Source organism: Acidibrevibacterium fodinaquatile, assembly GCF_003352165.1.
GTDB classification, from domain to species: domain Bacteria; phylum Pseudomonadota; class Alphaproteobacteria; order Acetobacterales; family Acetobacteraceae; genus Acidibrevibacterium; species Acidibrevibacterium fodinaquatile.
Genome location: NZ_CP029176.1, coordinates 764,436 through 788,489, shown reverse-complemented (window position 1 = coordinate 788,489; position 24,054 = coordinate 764,436). Strand labels below are relative to the sequence as shown.

The following is a 24,054-nucleotide window of genomic DNA, read 5'->3' as shown; positions in this document are numbered from 1 at the left end:
GGCAATCAGCGAACGCAAGGAGCGGGGAATGGACCTCTCAACCAACGAAGCCGAACAGCGGCAAGACGGATCGGCGGCGGTCATTCCCTTCCCGGCGCGGCCGGCGGCGGAGGCCGAGCGGTTGCGGCGCGCGTTGGCGGCGCTCGACCGGGCCTTGGCCGATCAGCGGCAGGCGGTTTCCACCTGGCGTGGCGCGCTCGGGGATTTGCGCGCGGCGATGGCCGGGCTTGGCGGCCGGGTTACGACCTATCAGAGCGAACTCGACAAGCTCGCCGGCGGGGTCTCGAGCCTCAATGCCCGCGCGACCTGGCTCCGCGACTGGGCTGACAAGGCGTCTCATACCAGCCAGCCGAAAGAATGACACGTCGCTTGAAGACGGTTGGCTGGTATCTTTTTGATGTTGCGCGCAGCCGCCACACCAACTCTGCGCGCATACCGGTCAGCGATTTCGCTGACCGGTATCAGGGGTGATCGAGGCGGGCAGTGCCCAACAGATAAAAGTTTTTTGGTTCTTTTTTCCAAAAAAGAACCACTTCCTTTAAGACGCCTGCGCACTCGCCTCGCTGCGTGTCGCGCCGACGCGGGCGGCGAGCGCCCCGGCCATGAAGGCATCGAGATCGCCGTCGAGCACCGCGTCGGGGTTCGATTTCTCGACCCCGGTGCGGAGATCTTTGACCATCTGATACGGCGCGAGCACGTAGCTCCGGATCTGGTGGCCCCAGCCGATATCGGTTTTCGCGCTCTCCACCAGCGCCGATTGCGCCTCACGCTTCTGCAACTCCGCCTCGTAGAGCCGGGCGCGCAGCATATCCATCGCTTTGGCGCGGTTGCGGTGCTGGCTGCGGTCGGTCTGGCAGGCGACGATGATGCCGCTCGGGATATGGGTGATGCGGATGGCACTCTCGGTTTTGTTGACGTGCTGGCCGCCGGCGCCGGAGGAGCGATAGGTATCGACCTTGAGATCGGCCTCGTTGATCTCGACGGTGATGGTGTCGTCGATCACCGGATAGACCCAGACGCTGGCGAAGCTGGTTTGGCGGCGCGCATTGGCGTCGAACGGGCTGATCCGCACCAGGCGGTGAACGCCGGCCTCGGTTTTCAGCCAGCCATAGGCATTGGCGCCGGAGACCTGGATGGTCGCCGATTTGATGCCGGCCTGTTCGCCGTCGTTGCGATCGATGATGTCCACCTTGTAGCCGCGCTTTTCCGCCCAGCGGAGATACATGCGAAGCAGCATCTCGGCCCAGTCCTGGGCCTCGGTGCCGCCGGCGCCGGCATTGATCTCGACATAGGCGTCATTGCCGTCGGCTTCGCCGGAGAGCAGGCTCTCGATCTCGCGCCGTTTCGCGTCTTCGGCGAGGGCGCGGAGCGTGCCTTCGGCCTCGGCGATCATCGCGGCATCTTGTTCCGCTTCGGCGAGTTCGAGCAATTCGCGCGCGTCGTTGGTTTCGCGCTCGATGCGGCGGACGCTATCGACCCCGGCGGCGAGATGGTTGCGCGCGCGCATCAGGCTTTGCGCGGCGGCGGCGTTTTCCCAGAGCGCCGGGTCTTCAGCGCGGGCGTTTAGTTCGTCGAGGCGGGCGAGGGCGGCATCCCAGTCAAAGATGCCTCCTCAGCAGCGCGAGCGACTGCTGGATCTGCTGGACCAAGGCGTCGGTTTCGGCGGACATCGGGGCTCCGTTCGTTCGTTCGGGGGCGTTGTAATGGCCGCCGGCGCCGGCGGCAATCCCGCGACCGGCGCCTATCCCGCCTTGAGGAGGCGGGCCGCGGCCGGCGCAAAATAGGTCAGGACCCCGTTGGCGCCGGCGCGTTTGAAGGCGAGCAGGCTTTCCATCATGGCGCGGTCATGATCGAGCCAGCCATGGCCGACCGCCGCCATGATCATCGCGTATTCGCCCGAGACCTGATAGGCGAAGGTCGGCACCCCGAAGCGGTCCTTCACCCGCCGCACGATGTCGAGATAGGGGAGGCCGGGCTTGACCATCACCATGTCCGCGCCCTCGACAAGGTCGAGCGCGACCTCGGACAACGCCTCGTCGCTGTTGGCGGGGTCCATCTGGTAGGTTTTCTTGTCCCCGATCAGGGCGCCGGCGGAGCCGACGGCGTCGCGGAACGGGCCATAGAACGCCGAGGCGTATTTCGCGGCGTAGCTCATGATCCGGGTGTGGATCAGGCCGTCGGCGTCGAGGGCGGCGCGGATCGCGCCGATCCGGCCATCCATCATGTCAGAGGGCGCGATGATGTCGATCCCGGCCGCGGCCTGCACCACCGCCTGGCGGGTGAGGACGGCGAGCGAGGCGTCATTGGCGACGTAACCCTCGCGGATCACGCCGTCATGGCCGTGATCGGTGTAGGGGTCGAGCGCGACATCGCCGACCAGGACGAGGGCCGGGAATTCGCGCTTCAAGAGCCGCGCCGCCCGGCACATCAGATTGTCGGGGTTGGTCGCCTCGGTCCCTTCGGCGTCTTTTTTCTCGGGCGGGGTCGCCGGAAACAGCGCGACCGCCGGGATGCCGAGATCGACCGCAGGGGCGACATGGGCAATGAGGCGATCGAGGCTGACCCGCGCAACCCCCGGCATGGAGGCGACCGCCGTGGTCTCGCCGCGCCCCTCGATCACGAAGACCGGCCAGATCAGATCATCGACCGCGAGGCGGTTTTCCGCAACCAGCCGTCGCGTTCCCGCATCCAACCGGTTGCGCCGCATGCGCCGCGCCGGAAACTGCCCGAGCGTCATGACCCTTCCCCCGCTCTGAAACCAAGTCGCGCGGTTCTATCAATTCTCCGGCCGATAGACCAGGAGGGCGGCGGTCGCGGTGTTGGACATGCCGTTGGGGCCAGGCAGTGACTGGCTGAGGACGTAGCCGGCGATGTCATGCGGCAGCGTGCCGGGAAAAGTGCCGGCGGGAGCGACGATGAACAGGCGATCGCGGTCGGGGACGAAAAGCCCGGTGCGGGCGCCAGGGAGGGAGGCGACCGGCGGCGCCGCGAAATAGCCGCCGGGCTGGCCGTCTTGGATGGTGAACACCGAGATTTCGCCCGAGCCGCAGGAGGCATAGATGCGCTGATGGTTGGGGTCGAAGAACACGCCATCGGCGTCGCGGCAGGCGGGTGAGGTGCCGAGCACCTCGCCCTTGTTGCGGTCATAGAGCACCATCAGCGGCGGATTGCGAAAGATCGTCGCAAGCAGCGGCCCCTTGGGGTCGATGGCGAGGGAATAATTATCGGCGCCGCGCAGATTGCGCCAGCGGCCGAGGATCTTGCCGCCATCGATATCGACGACGTCGATCTCCTGCGCATCCGGGATATTGACGAAAATATGCCCGTTGGCGGGGTCGAGCGCGAAGCCCTCGGGGTGGGCGGGGAGATGGACATCGGCGACCTGCTTTCGCGTGCGCGCGTCGATGATTGCCAGGCCGCCACTGCCATAGCCGACGACGACGTGATCGTTGCGCGGGTCAATCAGGATATTGTCGGCATCCCCCGCGAGCTTGAGGCGGCTGATTTCCTTGGTGTTGTCGCCGCGATAGAGGCGCACGCTGCCATCGCCGCCATTGGCGACATAGAGCGTATCGGTGGCGGCGGAAAATCCGACCCCCTGCGGCCGGTCGAGCCCACTGATGCGGCGGACGACGTGGCGCTTCTGCCAATCGACGACATCGACCGTGTTATTGCCGAATTCGGCGATATAGAGCAGCTGCCGTTTCGAATCGAGAGCAAGATGATCAATCCGCCCGAGGGTGTTGGGAAGCGGAATCGTCGCTTCGAGGGCCAGCGGCTGGCTCGCCGAGGAAACCGGGTGAGCGGCAAGTGCCAGCCCAAGAACCGTGGTGGCCCCGAGAAGGCGGGAAAAAATTTTGATCATTGTCGATTGAACCCCTGAAGCAAGCCCTGTTGGATCTAGCTCTTATCCTGTTCCAGCAAAAAAGACCGCACCACGCCAATGGTTTCGGCATCCATCAGCGCCGGCGCATGCCCGGTATCTTTCACCACATGCGGCATGGCCCCGGATTGGACCATCCGCTCGAAGGTTTTCGGCAGCAGGAGATCGCTGTTTTCGCCGCGTATGGCAAGCACCGGGATGTTAATCTTCTCCCACCATGGCCAGAGCTCGGTATCGATCGCAAGCGAGGTGCGGATCGGTTTGGCGATGCCGGGATCATAGTGCAGCGCGACCCGCCCATCCGGCAAATGCCGAGCTGAGGTCTTGGTCAAATGCTCCCAGTGCGCGTCCGAAAGCGGGCCGAAGCCGGCATGGACATGACGGAGATGGGCCTCGAGCGCGAGCAGATCGGGGAATTCCGGGCGCACGCTCATGTAATCACGAATGCGCGCGATCGCGCGTCCCGGCACCATCGGCCCGACGTCATTGAGCACCATGCGCGAGATCGGCGCCCCCGGCGAGGACGCGATCATCATGCCGCAAATGCCGCCCAGAGAGGTTCCGACCCACATCACCCGCTCGCCAAGCGTTGCGAGCAGATGGGTGAGCGCGATGACATAGGATTGCGGCTGATAAAGGCTCGCATCCGGCAGCCAGTCGGAAGCGCCGCGGCCGGGAAGGTCGGGGCTGAGCACATGAAACCGGTCGGCAAGGCCGGCGGCCAGCGCATCGAAATCGCGCCCGCTGCGGGTCAGACCATGGACACAGACCACTGTCGGGTGCTTGCGGCTGCCAAGCTCGTGATAGCGCATGCGATAAAAGCTGCCGGCGAGAAAATAGCGGATTTCCCCCAAAAGGGGCCGCATTAAACCACCCCTTCGGCGCGCAGCCCGGCGATCGCCGCGTCATCGAGGCCGAGCAGTTCGCCGAGCACCGCCGTGGTATGCTCGCCGAGCAGCGGCGGCGGTAAGCGGTAATCGACCGGTGTGACGTCAAGCCGCACCGGGTTGGCGATCACCTTGACGCGATCGTTTTCGGCGCCCGGACGCGCCATTTCGACGACGGCGCCGCGCGCGATCACCTGCGGGTCGGCGAACACCTCGGAAAGCCGGTTGATCGGCCCGCAGCCGATCTTGAGCGCTTCCAGCTTCTCAACCCACCACGCGGTCGGGTGCGCGGCGAGCACCGGGGCGAGAGTCTCCGTAACCAAAGCGCGGTTTTCGACCCGCGCGGCGTTGGTTGCGAAACGCGGATCGGCCAGCAGCGGCGCGAGCCCGAACGCCTGGCAAAAGCGCTGGAAGGTCGGGTCATTGCCGATCGAGAGGACGATGTGGCCATCCTCGGTCGCGAACACCTGGTAGGGGACGATGTTGGGATGCTGGTTGCCGAGGCGCGGCGGGTTCTCGCCGGTCGCGAGATAGTTCATGCCCTGATTGGCGAGCCAGGCGACATGGGTGTCGAGCATGCCGATATCGATCTGCTGGCCGATCCCGGTCTGCTCGCGATGGCGAAGCGCGGCGAGGATGCCGATGCAGCCATAGAGCCCGGCGAAAAGATCGGCAACCGGCACGCCGACCTTCTGCGGCAACCCCTCGGGCTCGCCGGTCAGGCTCATGACCCCGCCCATCGCCTGGATCAGGCTGTCATACCCGGGGCGCGGCGCGTAGGGGCCGGTCTGGCCGAAGCCGGTGATCGAGCAATAGATCAGGCGGGGGAATCGCTCGTGGAGCTGGGCATAGCCGAGGCCATATTTGGCGAGCGCGCCGACCTTGAAGTTCTCCACCAGAATATCGCAGCGCGCGATCAGGGCGAGCGCCAGTTCCTGGCCTTTCGGGGTCGCGATATCGAGGGTGACGGAGCGCTTGTTGCGGTTGACGCCGGTGAAATAGGCGCTTTCGCGACTGCCGGGCATGAAGGGCGGGGCGAAGCCGCGCGTATCATCCCCGCTCCCGGGTTTTTCGATCTTGATGACCTCGGCGCCGAGATCACCGAGCATTTGCGTTGCCGTCGGCCCGGCGAGGACCCGGGTCAAATCGAACACGCGCAAACCCGCCAAGGGACCGCTCGCCGCCATGGTCGCCATCCTCGTTTCTCCGCCTGCAAACCGGCCGCCCCGTGGCGCTCGCCCTTGCAGGGCGCCGGCACTCGGTTCATCTTCGGCCACCGTTTATAGAGACCCAATCACGGGAGGAAAACCCGATGCTCGACCAGCCCATGCCCACCCCGTCGGCCCCGACGCTCGACCAGAACGCGTTGGCGCGCGCCCTTTCGGGCCATCATTTCATCGGCGGGCGGTTCGTCCCGGCCCGCTCCGGGCGCAGTTTCGCGGTGCACAATCCCGCGACCGGAGCCGAGATCGCCCGCGCCGCCGAGGGCGATGCCGCCGATGTCGACGCCGCGGTGGTGAACGCGGCGGCCGCGCAAAAGGACTGGGCGAAACTGCCGGCGCGCAAACGCGGCGCGCTCGTCAGCCAATGCGCCGCCTTGATCGGCGCGCATGCGGAGGAACTCGCGCGCCTGATCGCGCTCGAGACCGGCAAGGCGCTCCGCACCGAAAGCCGGGTCGAGGCGAATGTGGTCGCCGATATTTTCAGCTTCTTCGGCGGCCTCGGCAGCGAGCTGAAGGGCGAGAGCGTGCCGTTCGCGCCGGATGTGCTTTCGGTCACGGTGCGTGAGCCGCTCGGCGTGGTCGGCGCGATCATTCCGTGGAACGTGCCGATGCTCCTGATGGCGCTCAAGATCGCCCCGGCCCTGGTCGCCGGGAACACGGTGGTGGTGAAATCGGCGGAGGAAGCGCCGCTCGCCGTCTTGCGCATTTGTGAACTCATGAACCGCATCCTGCCGCCGGGCTGCTTTAACATGCTCTCGGGCTTCGGCCCGGAATGCGGCGCGCCGCTGGTCGCCCATCCCAAGGTGCGGAAAGTCACCTTCACCGGCAGTGTCGAGGTCGGGCGCATCGTCGCCGTCGCCGCCGCCGAGAAGCTGATCCCGGTGACGCTCGAACTCGGCGGCAAAAGCCCGATGCTGGTCTTCGCCGACTGCGATTTCGAGAAGACCGTGATGGGCGCGATCACCTCGATGCGCTTCACCCGCCAGGGCCAGAGCTGCACCGCGGCGAGCCGGATCTATGTCGAGCGGCCGATCTTCGACCGCTTCGTCGCCGCACTCGCCGAGAAGGTGAACGCCATGGTGATGGGCGATCCGCTCGATGAGAAAACCGATATCGGCACCATCATCAGCGAGGGGCAGTTCGAGAAGGTCAAGGGCTTCGTCGCCGAGGGGGCGGCAACGCCGGGCGCCAAGGCGCTGGTCTGCAGCGCCCTGCCCACCGACCCCGCGCTGAAAAAAGGGCTTTTCCTGCAGCCGCATATCTTCACCGGTCTCACCCGCGAGAGCCGCCTGGTGCGCGAGGAGATTTTCGGCCCGGTCACCTGCGTGTTTCCCTTCGATGACGCGGAAGCGGTGCTCGCCGAGGCCAATGACAGCGAATACGGCCTCGCCGCCTCGCTTTGGACCAATAACCTCAAACGCGGCCTCGATCTCGCCCATCGGCTGGAGGCCGGCCTCGTGCAAATCAACCAGAACCTCGTCGTCCAGGCCAATCTTTCCTATGGCGGGGTGAAAAGCTCGGGGTTGGGCAAGGAAGCGTCGCTGGAAGCGATGCAAGAACACTTCACCCACAAGAAGACGATCATGGTGAATTACGGATAATCTCAGCATTAAGACAAAAATCGTTCTTTTTTGAAAAAAAGAACCAAAAAACTTTTACCTGTTGGGCAGTGCCGTAGGCACTGCCCTTTCTGGGGTATTGGCCGCTCCGAGAAACCGGGACAGAAGTCTTTTTGCTTCTTTTTCTTCCAGAAAAAGAAGTTTTTTATCTTTATTTGAAACCGCTGCGCGAGGGACGATGAAGAAGGCACTGCGGCTGACGCGGCGGCTGATCGGCGGGGGCGCGAGCGTGCTGCTTTTCGCGCTCGTCATCGCCGGCGGGATGGCGTGGCATACCTTGCCGCCGGCGCGCGAAACGCTGCGCATCCCGGCACTCAGCGCGCCGGTCGCGGTGAGCTTCGACAGCCACGGTATCGCGCGCATCGAGGCCGCGAGCGAGGCCGACGCCGCGCTCGCCCTCGGCTATGCCCATGCCCGTGACCGGCTGTTTCAGATGGAGCTGATGCGGCGCACGGTTTCCGGGCGGCTTGCGGAATGGGTCGGCCCCGCCGGCCTCGGCAGCGATCGCCTGATGCGCACCCTTGGTCTGCGTCAGGACGCGGAGGTGGAATATCGCACGCTGCCGCCGGCGGTGCGCGCCGATCTCGACGCCTATGCCGCCGGCGTCAATGCCTGGCTCGATGCGCGCGGGCGCTATGCCTGTCTCGAATGTATTTTCTTCCGCCATCTCGATCCCTGGACCCCGGTCGATTCGCTGCTGTGGGGCCATCTCATGGGCTGGTATCTCGCCGCCAATGAGCGGGTGGAGCTGGCCCGGATCGCGCTCGCCGCCAATCCCAAGCTGACGCCCGCGCGCATCCGGGCGCTATGGCCGGCGCAAGCGACCGCCGGGAGACCCGATGCGGCCGCGCGCGACGTGCGTTTCGCCGCGCTTGCCGGCCGGCTGCTCGCGGCGATGCCGCTGCTTCCAGCGCCGTTCAATGCGCCGGCCGAAGAATCGAACGCCTGGGCGGTCGATGGCGCCCATAGCGCGACCGGGGCGCCGCTGCTCGCCGGCGATCCGCATCTCGGGTTCAGTTTCCCGGGCCTCTGGTATCTCGCGCGCATCGCAACCCCGGCAGGTGTCTGGACGGGGGCGACGGTTCCCGGCGTGCCGTTCCTCGTCCTCGGCCAGAACGGCCATATCGCCTGGAGCTTCACCTCCAACAGCGCCGATACCGAGGATGTGTTCGTCGAAACCCCGATCGATCCCGGCCATTATCTCGGCCCGACCGGCCCGCTCGCGTTCGGCCTGCGCGAGGAGCGGATCAAGGTGCGCGGCGCGCCAGACGTGGTGCTGACGGTGCGCGCGACCCGCCACGGCCCGGTGATCAGCGATCTTATTCCCGGCGAGACCCGCCTTCTCGCCGTCGCGATGGCCAATCTCGCCGGCCTCGGGACCGCAGCCAGCGGGCTCTACGCCCTCGATCACGCGCAATCAGTCGAGGAAGCGGGCGAAGCGGCGCCGCAAATCAGTGCCCCGGTGCAGAATTTGATGGTCGCCGATCGCACCCGGATCGCCCTTTTCGTCACCGGCCGCGTCCCGATCCGCCGCCACCCCGAGGATTTCCCGCCGCAAAACGGCGCCGATACCGCCCATGACTGGATCGGCTGGGCTTCGGGCGCGGCACTGCCGCATAGCATCGCGCCCCCGAGCGGGCACCTCGTCAATGCCAATGAGGAGATCGCGCCACTGCCCGGTGGCGCTTTCCTCGGCGAGGATTGGCCAGGCGATTGGCGGGCCCGGCGCATCCGCGCCCTGCTCGCCGCCAAGGGAACGCTGTCGGTCGCCGACGTCTCGGCAATCCAGGCTGACACCACCAGCGCTTTCGCCGCCGAAATTCTGCCGGCGCTGCGGGCGCTGGCACCGCCGCCGGGCCTTGCCGCAACCGCGCTTGGGCTGCTTGCCGGCTGGCAGGGGCAGATGGACCTGGCGCGGCCGGAGCCCCTGATCTTCAACGCCTGGATGCGGCGCTTCGCCGCCTTGGTGCTCAGCGCGGCGGGCGTCAGGCAAGGCGATCCGGCGGCGCCTTTCCTCGAATTCACCGCCTCCTTGTTCACGCCGGCAGGGGCTGCGACCTGGTGCGACGGCGATTGCACGCCGCTCCTGCTGCGCGCTCTCGAAGACGCGACCGGCGATCTCGCCCGCGCCTATGGGCCCGATCCGCGCGCCTGGCGCTGGGGGGTCGCGCATCAGGCGGTTTTCGCCCACCCGCTGCTCTCGCGCATGCCCGGGCTCGGGCGGCTTGCGACCTTTCGCATCGCCGATGGCGGCGATGATGCAACCATCGACCGCGCGGCGATGGCGCCGGAGAGTCTCGATGCCGTCCACGGCCCCTCCTATCGCGGCGTCTATGACCTCGCGAACCCGGACAATAGCCGCTTCATCATCGCCCCCGGCGAGAGCGGCAATCTCCTCAGCCGCCATGCCGCCGATCTGCTCACGCTTTGGCGCGACGGTGCCGCGATCACCCTGCCCGCGACGCCAGACAGCGTCACCGCGCGCCTTACCCTCACGCCGTGAGGGAGACAGAGGGGGCGTTAGAAAAGACTTCTTTTTCTGAAGAAAAAGAAGCAAAAAGACTTTTGTCTGTTCGCGTTACGGCGCCACCGGCAGCCAGGGCTGGACGCTCGGCGCCTGCGGCGGCACGCCTTTCTGGATCAAGCAATTCTCCAGCGCCTGATTGCGGTCATAAACCGCGCCGAGACCAGCACCGGAAACCCCCATCAGGCCATAGGTCGCGTTCGGCGCATCCCGCGTGCTGTTGGCATACATGTCCTGTTTGTAAAGAGCATCGGGATTTTGCTGCATATAGGCCTTATCGACCTGCTGGCGACATTCCTCGATCGCCGCCTGCTCGGCGGGACTTTGCTTCTGGGTGGCGCAGCCGCCGAGCCCGAGTAGGAGAAGAAAAGGCGCCATCACGCGCAGCGAAGTGACCATGATGTGAAGATCTCCGAGGGATACGCCCCTGCCCATGCGTGCAAAATGGACCTTGGCGCGTCGTTCCGCCAGCCCGATGATGCCGTGTCCCCAAGAATGCGGCGCACGCCTCGCCGCGGAAGGAGTCCCCGATGTCCGATCCCGCCGATCTCACCGCAAGCCAAGCGCGCCACCGCATCAATGCCGGAAGCCTGACCCCGGCGGCGCTGCTTGATGCCTGCCTCGCGCGCGCGGCGCAGCACGAGGCGCGGCTGCACATCTATGCCTATCTCGACCCCGCGCTACCCTCCCGGCGGCCAATGCCGGGGCCGCTCCATGGCCTGCCGCTCGGGGTCAAGGATGTCTTCGACACCGCCGACATGCCAAGCGCCTATGGCTCGCCGATTTGGCACGGCCATCGCCCGCGCGCCGATGCCGCCGCCATCGCTTGGGCGCGGGCGAGTGGCGCTGTGGTGATCGGCAAAACCGTGACGACCGAATTTGCCTATCGCCATCCCGGCCCCACCGCCAACCCGCATGACCCGGCGCGCACCCCCGGCGGCTCGAGCAGCGGCTCGGCGGCCGGGGTTGCGGCCGGGTATTTCCCCTTCGCGCTCGGGACGCAAACCGCCGGCAGCGTCATCCGCCCGGCGGCCTATTGCGGCGTCGTCGGCTTCAAGCCGAGCTTCGGCACCATCAACCGCGCCGGGCTCAAGCCGCTCGCCGAAAGCCTCGATACGATCGGCGTCTTTGCCCGCAGCGTCGCCGATGGCGCGCTGCTCGCGGGAACGCTGGGCGGGCGCGCCCTTGGCGATCCCGAGCGCAAGCCGGAGCGCGCGCCGCGCATCGGGATCTGCCGCTCGCCCTCCTGGCCGCTCGCGGCGCCCGAGACCGTCGCCCTCCTCGCCGAGGCCGAAACCCGCCTCCGGCGTGCCGGAGCCCACGTCGAAGCGCGTGAATTGCCGGCCGAGTTCGCAGCATTGGCGGAGGCGCATCCTTTGGTGATGAACGCCGAGGCGGCGCGGGCGCTGGCCTGGGAGTTGTTCACCCATCCCGCGAAACTCAGCCGCGCGCTCACCGAGCGGCTCACCGCCGGCATGGCGGCGGCGCCCGAGAGCCTGTTTGCCGCGCGGGCGACGCTGCGCCGCTGCCGTGCCGCCTTCCCGGCGGCGATCGAGGGGCTCGACATTCTCGTCACCCCCGCCGCCCCCGGCGAGGCGCCGCTCGGCCTCGATTTCACCGGCGATCCGGCGTTCAATTATCTTTGGACCAGCCTCCATGTTCCGTGCGTCACCGTCCCTGCCGGCAAGGGGCCGAACGGCATGCCGCTCGGCGCGCAGATCGTCGGCCGCTTCGATGACGACGCGGCGACGCTCACCTGGGCGGAGTGGGTCAGGCAGGCGCTGGGATAGTCACAACGGCAGAGATCAGGGAGCGCGAGATCAGGGGGCGCGGGGTCAGGCGGCGCGCGCGGTGGCATCCGCGCTCTGGCGGGCGAGCCGCGCGAGATCGGCGGTGAGGGTGGCGATCGCCGGTGCCCACTCGCCGGGGCTCGGCTGGCGATAGACGCGGAGCGTCGGATACCACGGGCTGTCGCTCCGCGCGCGGAGCCAGCGCCAACAGGCGTCAAAGCGCGACAGCATCCAGACCGGCTTGCCGAGCGCGCCGGCGAGATGCGCGACCGCGGTGTCGACCGAGATCACCAGATCGAGCCCGGCGATGAGGGCGGCGGTATCGGCGAAATCCCGCACCTCCGCCATCGGGTCGTTGATCGTGAAGGGCGGATGGGCAAGCTCGTTCGCCGGTGGCCCCTTCTGGAGGCTGACGAAAGCAATCCCCGGCACCGCGCCGAGCGGGGCGAGAGCGGCGAGCGGCAGCGAGCGACGCGGATCGACCCGGTGGGCATAGGCGCGCTGCGCTTGCGCATGCCCGGCCCAAACCAGGCCGACGCGCAAGCCCGGGCCGGGTGGCAGACGGGTCGCCCACTCCCTGACGAGGGCGGGATCGGCGGCGAGATAGGGAATGGCGGCGGGAATGGTTTCGAGCGTGGTCCCAAAAACATGCGGCAGGCTGAGCAGCGGGCAATGGCAGTCAAACGCCGGCAACGCCGCACCGGTCGCGACCACCTGTGTTACCCCCGGCAGCCCGGCGCAGAGCCGGACCAGCGGCGGCGGCACTTCGAGGATGACGCGCGCCCCGCGGGCCGCGACCAGCGGCGCATAACGGACGAATTGCAGCGTGTCGCCGAACCCCTCCTCGGCATGGAGGAGGATCGTGCGCCCGGCGATATCCTCGCCCTGCCAGAAGGCTTCGGAAAATCCGCGCGGCGCCGTCGCCCCCTGCTCGCGGCGGCGCTCGAACAGGGCGAAGCCCTCCCGCATGTGGGTGCCGCTGGAAAGGAGGGCGAGGCCGAGATTGACCGCGATATCGGCGTCCGCCGGATTGGCGGCAACGGCCTCGCGCAGCGTCACGATCGCCTCTTCGAGCCGGCCGAGATAGAGCAGGGCAAGGCCCTTGTTGCCGACGATGCGGGCCAGGCCGGCGCGATCGGCGGGGGCAGGGTCGGGATGGTGTTCGAGGGCGAGATCGGCGGCGGCGATCGCGCGGTCATGGTGACCCATGTCGCTGAGCGTCGCGGTCAAGGTCGCGTAGGCAGCGGCCTCGCCCGGGGCTTCGCGCAAAGCCTCGCTGCAGACCGCGAGCGCCGCCTCGAAACGCCCAAGCGCGCGGAGCGCGCTCGCCTGATTGACGAGGAGCGTGGGGCGATTGACGCCGGCGGCGCGGGCCTCCTCGCAGGCGGCCAGCGCCGCCTCCGGCTGATCGGCGCGTTCGAGCATGAAAGCGAGATTGACCCAGGCTTCGGCATTGTCGGGCGCGCTGGTGACGGCGGCGCGGAAAGCGCGGGCGGCGTCGGCCGGGCGATGGAGCGCATAAAGCGCCATGCCGAGATTGAACCAGACCGCCGACGAATCTGGCCGCGCCGCCAACACGTCCTGATAGGTGACGATGGCGGCCTCGATCTGGCCCATCATCTGCTGGCAGCGGCCAAGGCCGAATTTGGCCTCGACGAAATCAGGGGTGGCGGTGACCGCCACGCGATACGCGGCGGCAGCGGCCTGGGCCTGCCCATCGAGCTCAAGGGCGGCGCCGAGGGAAAGATAAAACCGCGGCGACGGGGCCAAAGCCAGCGCCTGGCGGAACAGGATCGCCGCGGTTGCCGCGCGGCTCTCTGCGAGATGCAAAAGCCCCCGCCGATAACGCGCCTCGGCGCTATCGGGAAAATGGCTGATGGCGAGGAGATAGGCCCGCTCCGCCGCCTCCACGGCGCCGGATTGCTGCAGCGTGGAGGCGTTTTCGAGCATCTCATCAAGGGTCATGGGCCACCTGCGGCTTGCGGGAAGGCGATTTCATCACCGCAAGGTAAAGACCCGATTAATCCCGCCCCTCGATCCCGCGCCGCTCTTGCCCCCGCTGGCCGCAAGGGAATATAGGGGCGAGACGCCAGGGCCCCGCCGCGCGGGGCCGAAGGGCGCAAGGCCCGCCCGCCGGAAATCGGTTCGCTGAGAAATGCGTTCGGTGAGGATGGGCCAGAGGACCAGGGCCGGGGGGCAAATCGGGGTAACCGACGAACATCATGCACGCTTTTCACGCGCTTTGCCATCAGGCCCTCGCCGATATCCGCGCCCAGGGCCGCTATCGCAGCTTCACCCCGCTCGGCCGCAACGCCGAACGCTTCCCGGTCTATGAATGGGAGCAGGATGGGCGCAAGCGCGATGTCACGGTCTGGTCCGCCAACGATTATCTCGGGATGGGCATTGCCGAAGTCACGATGGAAGCCGCGTGCGCTGCGGCGCGGAGCCACGGCGTCGGCGCGGGTGGCACCCGCAACATCGCCGGCACCAGCCCGCTGCACGACGCGCTCGAGGCCGAACTCGCCGATCTCCACGGCAAGGAGGCGGCGCTTTTGTTCACCTCAGGCTACGTCTCGAACGACGCCGCGCTGACCACCATTCTCGGCAGCCTGCCGGGCTGGGAAGTGTTTTCGGACGCGAAAAACCACGCCTCGATGATCGCCGGCATGCGCCACAGCCCGGCCAAGCGGCATATTTTCCGCCACAATGATCTCGACCATCTCGAGGATCTGTTGCGCGCCGCGCCGGCGGCGGCGCCGAAGCTGATCGCCTTCGAGAGCGTCTATTCGATGGACGCCGATATCGCGCCGATCGGCGCGATCGCGGCGCTGGCGCGCAAATACGGCGCCATGACCTATCTCGACGAGGTCCACGCCGTCGGCCTCTATGGCCCGCAAGGCGGCGGGGTTGCCGAGCGCGACGGCGTCGCCGGTGAGATCGACATCATCGAAGGGACGTTGGCCAAGGGGTTCGGCACCCATGGCGGCTATATCACCGGCCGCGCCGAGGTGATCGATTTCATCCGCTCGACCGCCGCCGGGTTCATTTTCACGACCTCGCTGCCGCCGGTCATCGCCGCCGCTGCCCTCGCTTCGATCCGCTATGTCCGCGCCCATCCCGAGCGGCGGGCAAAGCTTTTCGAGCGCGCCGAGACCCTGAAACGCCGTTTCGATGAGGCCGGGATCCCGCGCCTCCCCTCGGTGAGCCATATCGTGCCGGTGGAAATCGGCGATGCCGCGCGCTGCAAGGCGGTGAGCCGGCGGCTGCTCGACGAATTCGGCATTTACGTGACGCCGATCAACTATCCGACGGTGCCGCGCGGCACCGAGCGCCTTCGCTTCACCCCCGGCCCGTTCCATACCGATGCGATGATGGATGATCTCATCGCCGCACTCCGCGCCGTGCTCGCGATCGGGACGTCGCAGGCGGCATAAGCCAAGGCGCCCCGAAAGGAGAGGCAGGGTGGCCGAACGAATTTTGATGGTGGCGCTGCTCGGCATCCTGCTGTTGGGCTGCCTTTATGTGCTCTCGCCGTTTTTTTCGGCCATTCTTTGGGCGGCGATCCTGGTGTTCGCGAGCTGGCCGGTCCATCTGCGCCTGCGCCGTTTCGGGCTGCCGCCGTGGCTCGCCGCGCTGACCATGGTGTTGGCGGCGACGGTGCTGGTGTTACTGCCGCTCGCCATCGCCTTGCCGGGCGGCGGCAAGGACGTCATGCATTTGCGTCTTGCGATCCAGGCCGGGCTCCAAAACGGATTGCCGGCGGCGCCGCCCTGGGTCGCGCGGCTGCCCATCGCGGGGACGCTGCTTCGCGATCTCTGGAATAGCTGGGCGGATGACATCAACGTCATGGTGGCGTTTTTCCGCCCTTATTTCGGCACCATCATCGAGGAGGGCTTGCGGCTTCTGCTCGGCATCGCCAATGGCGTCGCGGGCTTCGGTTTCGCGCTTTTCATCAGCTTTTTCTTCTATCTGCATGGCGAGAAGATCGGGGTCTGGCTGGTCGCGGCGCTGGAGCGGGTGTTCGGGCCGCAAGCGGCGCGGCTGCGCGCCGTCATCGGCAAGACCGTGCGCGGCACCGTCTATGGCATTCTCGGCAACGCCATCGTGCAGGGGTTGTTGGTATTTTGCGGCCTCTGGCTTACCGCGGTGCCGCGGGCGCCGCTGCTCGGCCTGATCGCCGGCTTTCTCGCGACCTTGCCGATCGGCGCGCCGCTAGTCTGGATCCCGGTGATGCTTTGGCAGATCGGTATCGGCGAGACCGGGCATGCAATTTTTCTTGGGCTTTATGGGGTGATCGTGGTGGCTGGGCTGGATCACGTCATCCGCCCTTATTTCATCGCCCGCGGCGCGCAGCTGCCGTTCTTGCCGACCGTGCTCGGGGTGCTTGGCGGCGCCATCGGGTTTGGCCTGCTCGGGGTTTTCCTCGGACCGGTGCTGCTCGGCGTCGGGCTTTCCCTGCTCAAGGAATTCGCCAAAGGCGGCAAGCCCTATCCGAATGCCATGCCGGTGCCGCCGCCGCCGGTCCATGAACCCCCCCGCGTCACCGCGGGCTGAGCGCGGCGCGCGCGCCGAGCGCCGCGGCCGCGCCGCCGAGGACGCCGCGTCGGCGGCCCTCCTCGCCGAAGGCTGGACGTTGCTCGCGCGCCGGCTGCGGACCGACGCCGGCGAAATCGACCTGATCGCCGAGCGCGCCGGCGTGCTCGCCTTCGTCGAGGTCAAGACCCGCGCGAGCCTTGCCGAGGCCGCGGCCTCGCTTTCGCTCCGCCAGCGCCGCCGCCTGCTCGCCGCGGCCGAAATCGTGCTCGCAGCGCAGCCCGGCTGGGGCCGCGCCGGGGTGCGCTTCGATGTGATCGTGGTTGACCGCGCCGGGCGCCTGCGGCGGATCAGCGATGCGTTTCGCGCCGAAGACTAGAGCGCGATCGGTTTAAGTCGATCGCGCTCTAGCCCTATTTTGGCGAGCACGTTGGCCGGTTTTGATTGAACAGGATGGTTCAATCAAAACCTACCTTGCTCTAGAAATTTTCTCCCTCGCCTGCCCCCGCTTTAAGCGACGCGGTAGACATCGATCACCACCGCGCGCGGCGCGCGGGCGCCAGAGCAGACGAAGAGGCTTTCGCTGAGCCAGCGATGCGGCCCCGGTGGCGCCTCAAAGCTCGGCGCGCCGCGGAAATAATAATGCGCCGGATCGACCGCGTCCCCCGCCGCGAGCCGCGCGATGATCGCCGCCGGGGCGCGCCGGATGGCGCGGTTGACGATGGTGATGATCGTGCCGTCGCTCGCCCGCATGGCGTAGCGCGCGACCAGCCGCGTGATGGCGCCTTCTTCCTCGATCAGCTGCCAATCCGCCCCCATCGTCAATATCTCGCCGACCATGCGCGGCCCACGCACCGTGCCGCCGAGGATCGGGACGATGCGCCGCCGCGTGCCGGGGACACTCCCGGCGCCGACATCGATCGCGGCGCCGACCGTGACCTCGGCGGTGAAAACGGCTTCCAGTGTCGGTTGTGTCGGCGTCATGGTTGCTTTCCTTCCGGGCTTTGCCGCGATCCTGACTTCAGGCACCATTCCGGTATAGTTCTGCCATGATCTCGTCAAACCTGGGAGGAAAACATGATCGATACACGCGGCTTCGCCCCGCTCGGCCCGCTTGCGGACTGGGTCTATCCCGACCCCCGCGTGGAACGGCTGGAGCGGCGTTTTTCGGCGCTCATCGGCAATGGCTATATCGAGCGCATCGCGACCGGCTGCCGCTGGGCCGAAGGGCCGGCCTATTTCCGCGCCGGGCGCTATCTCGTGTGGAGCGACATCCCCAATAACCGCCAACTCCGCTGGCTGGAAGACGACGGCCATGTCAGCGTCTTTCGCGCCCCCTCGAACAACAGCAACGGCAACACCGTCGATCGCGAGGGGCGTCTGATTTCCTGCGAGCATGGCACACGGCGCGTGACCCGCACCGAGCATGACGGCTCGATCACCGTGCTCATCGACCGGTTCGAGGGCAAGCGGCTCAATTCCCCGAACGATGTCATCGTCGCGTCCGACGGCGGCATCTGGTTCACCGATCCCAATTACGGCATCAAAGGCCATTACGAGGGCAATAAGGGGGAAGACGAACTGCCGCACAATGTCTATCGCCTCGACCCCGCGACCGGGCGCGCCAAAGTGGTCGCCGATGATTTCGTGCAGCCGAACGGCCTCGCCTTTTCGCCCGATGAAAAGCGGCTCTACATCGTCGATAGCGGCGCGACCGAGGGCGGCCCCGCCCATATCCGCGTCTTCGACGCCGACGCAGCCAGCGGCAAGCTCCGCAAGAGCCGGGTTTTCGCCGAGGATTTCGCCCCCGGCTTCACCGATGGCCTGCGCACCGATTGCGACGGCAATGTCTGGTGCAGCATGGGGTGGGCGGCGGCGAGCGAGCACGGCGTGCGCTGCTATGCCCCGAACGGCGATCTGATCGGCAAGATCCACCTCCCCGAATCCGCCGCCAACCTCACCTTCGGCGGCGCCAAGCGGAACCGGCTGTTCATTTGCGCCAGCACCTCGGTCTATAGCCTCTATGTCGAAACCCAGGGCGCGGCGACGCCGTAGGCACCGCCCAACGGGGAAAGTTTTTTGGTTCTTTTTTTCAAAAAAGAACTTTTTTCCCCGTTATTCGCTTTCCCCGGGCCCGATCAGGGGGATGACCTTGCCGGCGAAGACATTGCCCCGAAGCCGGGCCGGGATCGGGGAGAGATTGCGTACGAACACCGTCTCCGTCGGGCCGTCATTGGTGAAGTGGTTGGCGGTGAGGGTGATGGTGCCGTTGGGGTGGGTCACGCCTTCTTCGCCGATCGCGATCGCGGTGCCGGTGTTTTCGGTTTTCGGGCCTTTTTCCAGCGTGTTGTCCTGCATCAGGAGCGCCCCGCCATTGGGCAGATCGACGAGGTAGCTCGATGTGCCGCGTGGCCCGTCGGTGAGGGTATTGCCAATCAATTCGGTCACGCGGGCGCGCGATTTGATGTGATGGCCGTCATGGGTTTCGAAAAAGCGCGAGCGGATGACGGAAAGTTTGGCGAGGTCGTTGACATAGATGCCATGCGCGCAGACCGGGGCGCAGACGCCGTTGCCCTCGAACACGCTGTCCTCGATGCGGATCGTCGCGCGCGGGGCGGCGGCGGCGAGGATGCCGTCCTCGTTATCGAGGAAACGGACGGCGCGGAGGGTGAGATCGCCGCCCTCGGCGCGGATGCCGGCGCCATTATGTTCGGGCGCGCGGGCGTGGCGGAGGGTGAGGCGGGCGATGGTGATCGAGGCGCCTTCGGTCACGAAAATCGCCTTGCCCTGACAGATGCGGTTCTCGATGACGACGCCCGGCCCGGCGCCGGTGATGGTGAGGTGATCGGCGCGCCAGACGGCGCAATCCTCGTAAACCCCGGGGTCGATTTCGATCCGGTCGCCGGGCGCGGCGATGGCGGCGGCCCCGCTTGGGAGATGCAGGAGACGCCCCGGCCCGACGAGGAGCGTGCGCGCTTGGGCCGCGCCCGAGGCGATGAGACAGAAAATCCCGACAATGAACGCCCCCCGCCAGCCGGTTTCGCCCCGCATCGTCATGCCTCCGCCATTTGGCCGCGATTGCGCCGGCCGCCTGATGCCATTAATGCCGAATTTGCTATCGGCATGGAATAATGGTCTCACCGTCGCGCCGCCCGGCGCGGCGCGGTAACCGACGCGACGAACCGACGTAACGACATGAAACGAGCCCGCAAACGGTGAAACGCATTGCCCTGGTTGGCGCCGGCTATATCGCCCGCGTCCATGCGGATGCCCTGAAATCCCTCCAAGGTTTCACGATTGCCGCCGTCATCGATCCGAACGAGGCGGCGGCGCGGCGGCTTGCGCGCGCCTGCGCGACCGAGGCGGTGTTTCCCTCGGTCGAGGCAGCGCTGGCGGCGGGTGGGATCGATGCCGCCCATGTCCTGGTGCCGCCGCCGCTTCATCACGTGGTCGCGGAACCGCTGATCGCGGCCGGCATTCCGGTGCTGCTCGAAAAGCCGCTCGCCACCACGGCGTCTGACGCGCAGCGCTTGGTCGAACGCGCGGCGGCGTGCGGGGTCGTGCTCGGCGTCAATCAGAATTTCGTCCACCACCCCGCCTTTGTTCGTCTCCGCCAGGCGCTTTCCGCCGGCGCGATCGGGCGGCCGCGCTTCCTGAGCTGCCTTTATCATGTGCCGCTCCGCCAACTCGCGGCGGGACAATTCGGCCATTGGATGTTCCAGGCGCCGGGCAACATCCTGCTCGAGCAGGCAGTGCATCCGCTTTCGCAGATCGCCACGCTCGCCGGCCCGATCGGTGAGGTGCGGGCGCTCGCCGGGGCCAGCCTCGAACTCGCGCCGGGGGTGGATTTCTTCCCCACCCTCGAGGTCTCGCTCGCCGGCGCGCGGCTTCCGGCGCAGCTCCATTTCGCGGTCGGGCAGTCCTATCCGGTATGGCGGATCAGCGTCGTTGGCGATGATGGCGTGCTCACCGCCGATATCCTCACCAATCGCTACACCCGCGAGGGGCGGACGCGCTGGCTCGACGCGCTCGATCATGCGCTGTCGGGGACGCATCTCGCGGCAGAGACCGCCCGCGACAGTCTCGGCAATCTCGCGGCCTATGGGCTTGCGATGCTGCGGCTCCGCCCGCCGAGCGACCCGTTCTTTCTCAGCATGCAAGGCAGCATCGCCGCCTTTCACGCGGCGCTGGCGAGTGGCGCGCAACCGCCGCTGGATGGCGCTTTCGGTGCCGCGCTGGTTGCGACCTGCGAGCGGATCGCGGCGGTTTTCCCGCCGGCTTCGCCGGCGCCGGCGCTCGAGCCCGCGGGTGACGGCGGGGCTGACGTCGCGGTGCTCGGCGGCACCGGGTTCATTGGCCGGCATCTGGTCGCGCGCTTGGTCGCAGACGGCAAGCGGGTCGCCGTCATGGCGCGCTCGATCCGCAATCTGCCGGCGATTTTTCACGACCCGGCGGTGTCGCTTCATGGCGGCGACATCAATGACGCCGCGGCGGTGGCAGAAGCGATCGGCGCGGCGCCGGTGGTCGTCAATCTCGCCCATGGCGGCGGCGGCGGCAGTTTCGCGGAGATCCGCCAGGCAATGGTCGGCGGCGCCGAGACGGTGGCCGCGGTCTGCCGTGCCCATGGCGTGCGGCGGCTCATTCATATCGGCTCGATCGCCGGGCTCTATCTCGGCCCGCAAGCAGCGCCAGTCACCGGCGCGACCCCGCCCGACCCCAAGGCCGAGAAGCGCGCCGATTACGCCCGCGCCAAGGCGATCTGCGATCGCGCTTTGCTCGCCGAAAACGGGCGCCAAGGGTTGGAGATCGTCATTCTCCGCCCCGGCCTCGTGGTCGGGGCCGGCACCTCGCCGTTTCATAGCGGGCTCGGCGTCTATAACAACGAACAGCACTGTCTCGGCTGGAATGACGGGCGCAACCCGCTCCCTTTCGTGCTCGCCGGCGACGTCGCGGCGGCGATCGCCAGCGCCTGCGCGGCGCCGGGGATCGGCGGGCGCGCTTTCAACCTGGTCGGCGATGTTCGGCTCAGCGCCCGCGACTATACCGAAGCCCTCGCCGCCGCGCTCGGCCGGCCGCTTCGCTTTCATCCGCAATCGCCGCTTCGCCTCCTGCTCATCGAGCGGGGGAAATGGCTGATCAAGCGGCTCGGCGGGCGCAAGGCTGCGGCGCCGAGCTTTCATGATCTGCTTTCCCGCGGCCTGCGCGCGCGGTTTGACTGCACGGATGCGAAGGAAGCGCTCGGCTGGCAGCCGGTCGCCGATCGCGCGACCTTCCTCGCCGAGGCGTTTGGCGCGGCGGCGCGATGACGCCGCCGCGTCTTTTGCATGTGTTCTCGACCTTCGCGGTCGGTGGGCCGCAGATGCGCTTTGCGATGCTCGCCAATCATTTCGGCACCCGCTATCGCCATATGATCTTCGCGATGGACGGCAATACCGAGTGCCGCGCCCGGCTGGCGCCCGGGCTCGACGTCACGTTCGTCGACAATCCGCTGCAAAAGGGCGAAACGCTCGCCAATCTCCGCCGCATCCGGGCGCTGCTCGGCGCGCTCCGCCCCGATCTTCTGGTCACCAGCAACTGGGGCACGATCGAGTGGGCGATGGCCAATCTCTTCGCGGGCGTTGCGCATCTCCACATGGAGGACGGGTTTGGCCCCGAGGAGCGGGCGCGGCAGCTCCGGCGCAGGGTTTGGCTGCGGCGCCTCGTTCTCCGCCGTGCGACGGTGATGCTGCCCTCGGAAAATCTTTATCGCATCGCGACCGACATTTGGCGGCTGCCGCGGCGGCGGCTGCGCTATGTGCCGAACGGGGTCGATCTCGCCCGCTTCGCGCCCGGCCCGCGCGGGATGCCGCCCTGGGAGGCGCATGGCGCGCCGGTGGTCGGCACCGTCGCGGCGTTGCGGGCGGAGAAAAATCTCTCCCGCCTGATCGCCGCCTGCGCCGCTTTGCCGGCGCCGATGCCGCTGCTCGTCATCGTCGGCGACGGGCCGGCGCGGGCAGCCTTGGAAGCGGAGGCGGCACGGCGCGGCGTGCGCGCCCATTTCACCGGCGCGGTCGCCGAACCCGCAGCACTTTATCGGTTTTTTGATGTTTTTGCGTTGTCATCGGATACCGAGCAGATGCCGCTTTCGGTTCTGGAGGCGATGGCGAGCGGGCTGGCGGTCGCGGCGACCGATGTCGGCGATGTGCGGACGATGCTGGCGCCGGAGAACGCGCCCTATGTCGTGCCGCTGGCCGCGGACGCGCTGGCCGGGGCGATCGCGCGCTTGCTTGCCGAGCCGGCGGCGCGGGCGGCGATCGGGGCGGCGAACCGGGCGCGGGCCGAGCAGGTTTTCGACCAACAGGCGATGTTTTCCGCCTATGACGATTTATTCGGCGGTGCCGCGGCGCGCGCGGTAAAGGAGGGGATATGAGCGAGACCTATCTGGTTACCGGCGGCGCCGGGTTCATCGGCTCGCACCTCGTCGCCGCCCTGCTCGCCGACGGGCACCGGGTGCGGGTGGTCGATGATCTTTCCACCGGGCGGCGTGAGAATGTGCCCGAGGGGGTCACCTTCATCGAAGGCTCGATCACCGACCCCGCGCTGATGCGAAGCGCCGCCCAGGGCATCGCCGGCTGCTTTCATCTCGCCGCCATCGCCTCCGTCGAGCGCGGGATCGAGGCCTGGCTTGCGACGCATCAGGTCAATCTCGGTGGCTTGATCACGCTGTTTGAGGTGCTCCGCACCCTGCCGGCGCCGGTGCCGGTGGTTTATGCCTCCTCGGCCGCGGTTTATGGCGATGCGGCGGCCTTGCCGATCACCGAGCAGACCGCGACGCGGCCGCTTTCGGCCTATGGCGCCGACAAGCTCGGGTGCGAGCACCATGCGCGGGTGGCGAGCCACGTGCACGGTATCCCGACCCTTGGCCTGCGCTTTTTCAACGTCTATGGCCCGCGCCAGGATCCGCGCTCGCCCTATTCGGGGGTAATTTCGATTTTTTGCGATCGCCTCCGCGCCGGGCAACCGGTGGCGGTGTTCGGCGATGGCGGGCAGACGCGCGATTTCGTCTATGTCGCCGATGTCGTCGCCGCCCTTGCCGCCGCGATGCGGCAATTGCGGGGCGAACGGGTCGCGCCAGGCGCGGTCTTCAATGTCTGCACCGGGTGCGCGACCTCGGTGCGCGATCTCGCCGAGAGTATCGCCGGTCTCTGCGGGCGCGCGGCCGACATTCGTCCCGCGCCGGCGCGTAAGGGCGAAATCCGCCACTCCCTCGGCGCGCCGGAGGCATTGCGGACGGCGCTCGGGCTCGGCGAGCCGGTGCCGCTGCGCCAGGGGCTCGCCGCGACGCTGAACTGGCTGGAGACGGTTGCGGTCAGATGATCGCGCTCAGCAGCCGTTCGGCGGCGACGATGATCACCGCCCAAAGAACGAGCGAGAGCGCGACGATCAGCGGCAGAGCGAATTTCCACGGCAGCGGCGCCTCGCGCCGACCCATTTCGCTGAGGGCGCGCCGTTCCCGCTTCCGGCCCGGCTCGCCGCGGGCGGCAAACGGCATGAACACCCCAGACAGCGAAGGGAATTTGAACATGTGCAAGCGTGTATACATGGTCAATGGTTAA

At 67.4% G+C, this 24,054-nt stretch carries 21 protein-coding genes; 11 read left to right on the top strand and 10 right to left on the bottom strand.

Annotated elements, in window-relative coordinates:
• The first annotated feature begins 28 nt into the window (after window positions 1–28).
• Entirely contained in the window at window positions 29–361 is a 333-nt protein-coding gene (locus DEF76_RS03855) for a hypothetical protein (protein ID WP_114911197.1), read from the top strand.
• A 177-nt stretch (window positions 362–538) separates the two neighbouring features.
• Here DEF76_RS03855 and prfB read toward each other — a convergent pair.
• From prfB to DEF76_RS03830, 5 genes are all read right to left on the bottom strand, one after another.
• Window positions 539–1,670 (bottom strand): peptide chain release factor 2 gene (prfB, locus tag DEF76_RS03850; RefSeq protein ID WP_114911196.1). Its coding sequence is split into 2 segments (ribosomal slippage): window positions 539–1,600 and window positions 1,602–1,670, totalling 1,131 coding nucleotides; the frame shifts between segments, so codons are not numbered across the junction.
• Between the two features lie 71 nt (window positions 1,671–1,741).
• Entirely contained in the window at window positions 1,742–2,737 is a 996-nt protein-coding gene (gene hemB / locus DEF76_RS03845; RefSeq protein ID WP_114911195.1) for a porphobilinogen synthase, read from the bottom strand.
• A gap of 39 nt (window positions 2,738–2,776) precedes the next feature.
• Window positions 2,777–3,865 carry a YncE family protein gene (locus DEF76_RS03840; RefSeq protein ID WP_114911194.1) on the bottom strand — a complete coding sequence of 363 codons (1,089 nt, stop codon included), beginning with the start codon at window positions 3,863–3,865 and terminating at the stop codon, window positions 2,777–2,779.
• Window positions 3,866–3,900: 35 nt separating this feature from the next.
• Entirely contained in the window at window positions 3,901–4,749 is an 849-nt protein-coding gene (locus tag DEF76_RS03835) for an alpha/beta fold hydrolase (RefSeq protein ID WP_114911193.1), read from the bottom strand.
• Entirely contained in the window at window positions 4,749–5,966 is a 1,218-nt protein-coding gene (locus tag DEF76_RS03830) for a CaiB/BaiF CoA transferase family protein (protein WP_114911192.1), read from the bottom strand. The genes DEF76_RS03835 and DEF76_RS03830 overlap by 1 nt, the downstream gene beginning before the upstream one ends.
• Before the next feature lie 116 nt (window positions 5,967–6,082).
• On the opposite strand from DEF76_RS03830, the gene DEF76_RS03825 reads away from it, so the two are divergent.
• Together DEF76_RS03825 and DEF76_RS03820 are read left to right on the top strand one after the other, a co-directional pair.
• Window positions 6,083–7,594, top strand: a complete 1,512-nt coding sequence (locus tag DEF76_RS03825; protein WP_114911191.1) for an aldehyde dehydrogenase family protein — start codon at window positions 6,083–6,085, stop codon at window positions 7,592–7,594.
• A gap of 196 nt (window positions 7,595–7,790) precedes the next feature.
• Window positions 7,791–10,115: a penicillin acylase family protein gene (locus DEF76_RS03820; RefSeq protein WP_114911190.1), complete on the top strand. Its 2,325-nt coding sequence runs from the start codon at window positions 7,791–7,793 to the stop codon at window positions 10,113–10,115.
• Window positions 10,116–10,190: 75 nt separating this feature from the next.
• Here the strand turns inward: DEF76_RS03820 and DEF76_RS03815 are convergent, their stop codons facing one another.
• Window positions 10,191–10,535: a hypothetical protein gene (locus DEF76_RS03815; protein ID WP_114911189.1), complete on the bottom strand. Its 345-nt coding sequence runs from the start codon at window positions 10,533–10,535 to the stop codon at window positions 10,191–10,193.
• Between the two features lie 131 nt (window positions 10,536–10,666).
• Between DEF76_RS03815 and DEF76_RS03810 the strand changes: the two genes are divergently transcribed.
• Window positions 10,667–11,926, top strand: a complete 1,260-nt coding sequence (locus DEF76_RS03810) for an amidase (RefSeq protein WP_114911188.1) — start codon at window positions 10,667–10,669, stop codon at window positions 11,924–11,926.
• Between the two features lie 45 nt (window positions 11,927–11,971).
• Here the strand turns inward: DEF76_RS03810 and DEF76_RS03805 are convergent, their stop codons facing one another.
• On the bottom strand, window positions 11,972–13,891 hold the full coding sequence (locus DEF76_RS03805) for a tetratricopeptide repeat protein (RefSeq protein ID WP_114911187.1): 1,920 nt from the start codon (window positions 13,889–13,891) through the stop codon (window positions 11,972–11,974).
• A 257-nt stretch (window positions 13,892–14,148) separates the two neighbouring features.
• Between DEF76_RS03805 and hemA the strand changes: the two genes are divergently transcribed.
• From hemA to DEF76_RS03790, 3 genes are read left to right on the top strand one after another with little or no spacing between them, the layout of a single operon-like run.
• Window positions 14,149–15,360 (top strand): 5-aminolevulinate synthase, encoded by a 1,212-nt coding sequence (gene hemA / locus DEF76_RS03800; protein WP_114911186.1) that lies wholly within the window; start codon window positions 14,149–14,151, stop codon window positions 15,358–15,360.
• Window positions 15,361–15,388: 28 nt separating this feature from the next.
• Window positions 15,389–16,480 carry an AI-2E family transporter gene (locus DEF76_RS03795; RefSeq protein WP_162800469.1) on the top strand — a complete coding sequence of 364 codons (1,092 nt, stop codon included), beginning with the start codon at window positions 15,389–15,391 and terminating at the stop codon, window positions 16,478–16,480.
• Entirely contained in the window at window positions 16,452–16,838 is a 387-nt protein-coding gene (locus DEF76_RS03790) for a YraN family protein (RefSeq protein ID WP_114911184.1), read from the top strand. Before DEF76_RS03795 ends, DEF76_RS03790 begins: the two co-directional genes overlap by 29 nt.
• Window positions 16,839–16,969: 131 nt before the next feature.
• On the opposite strand, the gene DEF76_RS03785 is transcribed toward DEF76_RS03790, so the two are convergent.
• Window positions 16,970–17,443, bottom strand: coding sequence for a DUF3237 domain-containing protein (locus DEF76_RS03785; protein ID WP_162800468.1), 474 nt, complete (start codon window positions 17,441–17,443; stop codon window positions 16,970–16,972).
• Between the two features lie 93 nt (window positions 17,444–17,536).
• On the opposite strand from DEF76_RS03785, the gene DEF76_RS03780 reads away from it, so the two are divergent.
• Window positions 17,537–18,514 carry an SMP-30/gluconolactonase/LRE family protein gene (locus DEF76_RS03780; protein WP_114911182.1) on the top strand — a complete coding sequence of 326 codons (978 nt, stop codon included), beginning with the start codon at window positions 17,537–17,539 and terminating at the stop codon, window positions 18,512–18,514.
• Window positions 18,515–18,574: 60 nt separating this feature from the next.
• Here DEF76_RS03780 and DEF76_RS03775 read toward each other — a convergent pair whose 3' ends face one another.
• A complete protein-coding gene (locus DEF76_RS03775; RefSeq protein WP_114911181.1) occupies window positions 18,575–19,516 on the bottom strand; it encodes a right-handed parallel beta-helix repeat-containing protein in 942 nt (313 codons plus the stop codon).
• 158 nt (window positions 19,517–19,674) lie between these two features.
• On the opposite strand from DEF76_RS03775, the gene DEF76_RS03770 reads away from it, so the two are divergent.
• Genes DEF76_RS03770 through DEF76_RS03760 form a run of 3 tightly spaced genes read left to right on the top strand, consistent with a single transcriptional unit; the run spans window position 19,675 to window position 23,815 of the window.
• Entirely contained in the window at window positions 19,675–21,765 is a 2,091-nt protein-coding gene (locus DEF76_RS03770; RefSeq protein ID WP_114911180.1) for an NAD-dependent epimerase/dehydratase family protein, read from the top strand.
• Entirely contained in the window at window positions 21,762–22,868 is a 1,107-nt protein-coding gene (locus DEF76_RS03765; protein WP_114911179.1) for a glycosyltransferase family 4 protein, read from the top strand. Before DEF76_RS03770 ends, DEF76_RS03765 begins: the two co-directional genes overlap by 4 nt.
• The gene (locus DEF76_RS03760) at window positions 22,865–23,815 is read left to right on the top strand and encodes an NAD-dependent epimerase/dehydratase family protein (RefSeq protein WP_114911178.1); all 951 of its coding nucleotides are present in this window, start codon (window positions 22,865–22,867) and stop codon (window positions 23,813–23,815) included. The genes DEF76_RS03765 and DEF76_RS03760 overlap by 4 nt, the downstream gene beginning before the upstream one ends.
• Here DEF76_RS03760 and DEF76_RS03755 read toward each other — a convergent pair.
• The gene (locus DEF76_RS03755; RefSeq protein ID WP_114911177.1) at window positions 23,808–24,023 is read right to left on the bottom strand and encodes a hypothetical protein; all 216 of its coding nucleotides are present in this window, start codon (window positions 24,021–24,023) and stop codon (window positions 23,808–23,810) included. The two genes, DEF76_RS03760 and DEF76_RS03755, sit on opposite strands and share 8 nt — an antisense overlap.
• Window positions 24,024–24,054: the final 31 nt, after the last annotated feature.

Coding starts and splice junctions, on each gene's coding strand:
- DEF76_RS03785 (WP_162800468.1), bottom strand. CDS start 17,443: ATGACGCCGACACAACCGACACTGGAAGCCGTTTTCACCGCCGAGGTC.
- DEF76_RS03780 (WP_114911182.1), top strand. CDS start 17,537: ATGATCGATACACGCGGCTTCGCCCCGCTCGGCCCGCTTGCGGACTGG.
- DEF76_RS03760 (WP_114911178.1), top strand. CDS start 22,865: ATGAGCGAGACCTATCTGGTTACCGGCGGCGCCGGGTTCATCGGCTCG.
- DEF76_RS03790 (WP_114911184.1), top strand. CDS start 16,452: ATGAACCCCCCCGCGTCACCGCGGGCTGAGCGCGGCGCGCGCGCCGAG.
- DEF76_RS03835 (WP_114911193.1), bottom strand. CDS start 4,749: ATGCGGCCCCTTTTGGGGGAAATCCGCTATTTTCTCGCCGGCAGCTTT.
- DEF76_RS03825 (WP_114911191.1), top strand. CDS start 6,083: ATGCTCGACCAGCCCATGCCCACCCCGTCGGCCCCGACGCTCGACCAG.
- DEF76_RS03840 (WP_114911194.1), bottom strand. CDS start 3,865: ATGATCAAAATTTTTTCCCGCCTTCTCGGGGCCACCACGGTTCTTGGG.
- DEF76_RS03855 (WP_114911197.1), top strand. CDS start 29: ATGGACCTCTCAACCAACGAAGCCGAACAGCGGCAAGACGGATCGGCG.
- DEF76_RS03775 (WP_114911181.1), bottom strand. CDS start 19,516: ATGACGATGCGGGGCGAAACCGGCTGGCGGGGGGCGTTCATTGTCGGG.
- DEF76_RS03765 (WP_114911179.1), top strand. CDS start 21,762: ATGACGCCGCCGCGTCTTTTGCATGTGTTCTCGACCTTCGCGGTCGGT.
- DEF76_RS03820 (WP_114911190.1), top strand. CDS start 7,791: ATGAAGAAGGCACTGCGGCTGACGCGGCGGCTGATCGGCGGGGGCGCG.
- DEF76_RS03805 (WP_114911187.1), bottom strand. CDS start 13,891: ATGACCCTTGATGAGATGCTCGAAAACGCCTCCACGCTGCAGCAATCC.
- hemA (WP_114911186.1), top strand. CDS start 14,149: ATGCACGCTTTTCACGCGCTTTGCCATCAGGCCCTCGCCGATATCCGC.
- DEF76_RS03810 (WP_114911188.1), top strand. CDS start 10,667: ATGTCCGATCCCGCCGATCTCACCGCAAGCCAAGCGCGCCACCGCATC.
- DEF76_RS03815 (WP_114911189.1), bottom strand. CDS start 10,535: ATGGTCACTTCGCTGCGCGTGATGGCGCCTTTTCTTCTCCTACTCGGG.
- DEF76_RS03830 (WP_114911192.1), bottom strand. CDS start 5,966: ATGGCGACCATGGCGGCGAGCGGTCCCTTGGCGGGTTTGCGCGTGTTC.
- DEF76_RS03755 (WP_114911177.1), bottom strand. CDS start 24,023: ATGTTCAAATTCCCTTCGCTGTCTGGGGTGTTCATGCCGTTTGCCGCC.
- hemB (WP_114911195.1), bottom strand. CDS start 2,737: ATGACGCTCGGGCAGTTTCCGGCGCGGCGCATGCGGCGCAACCGGTTG.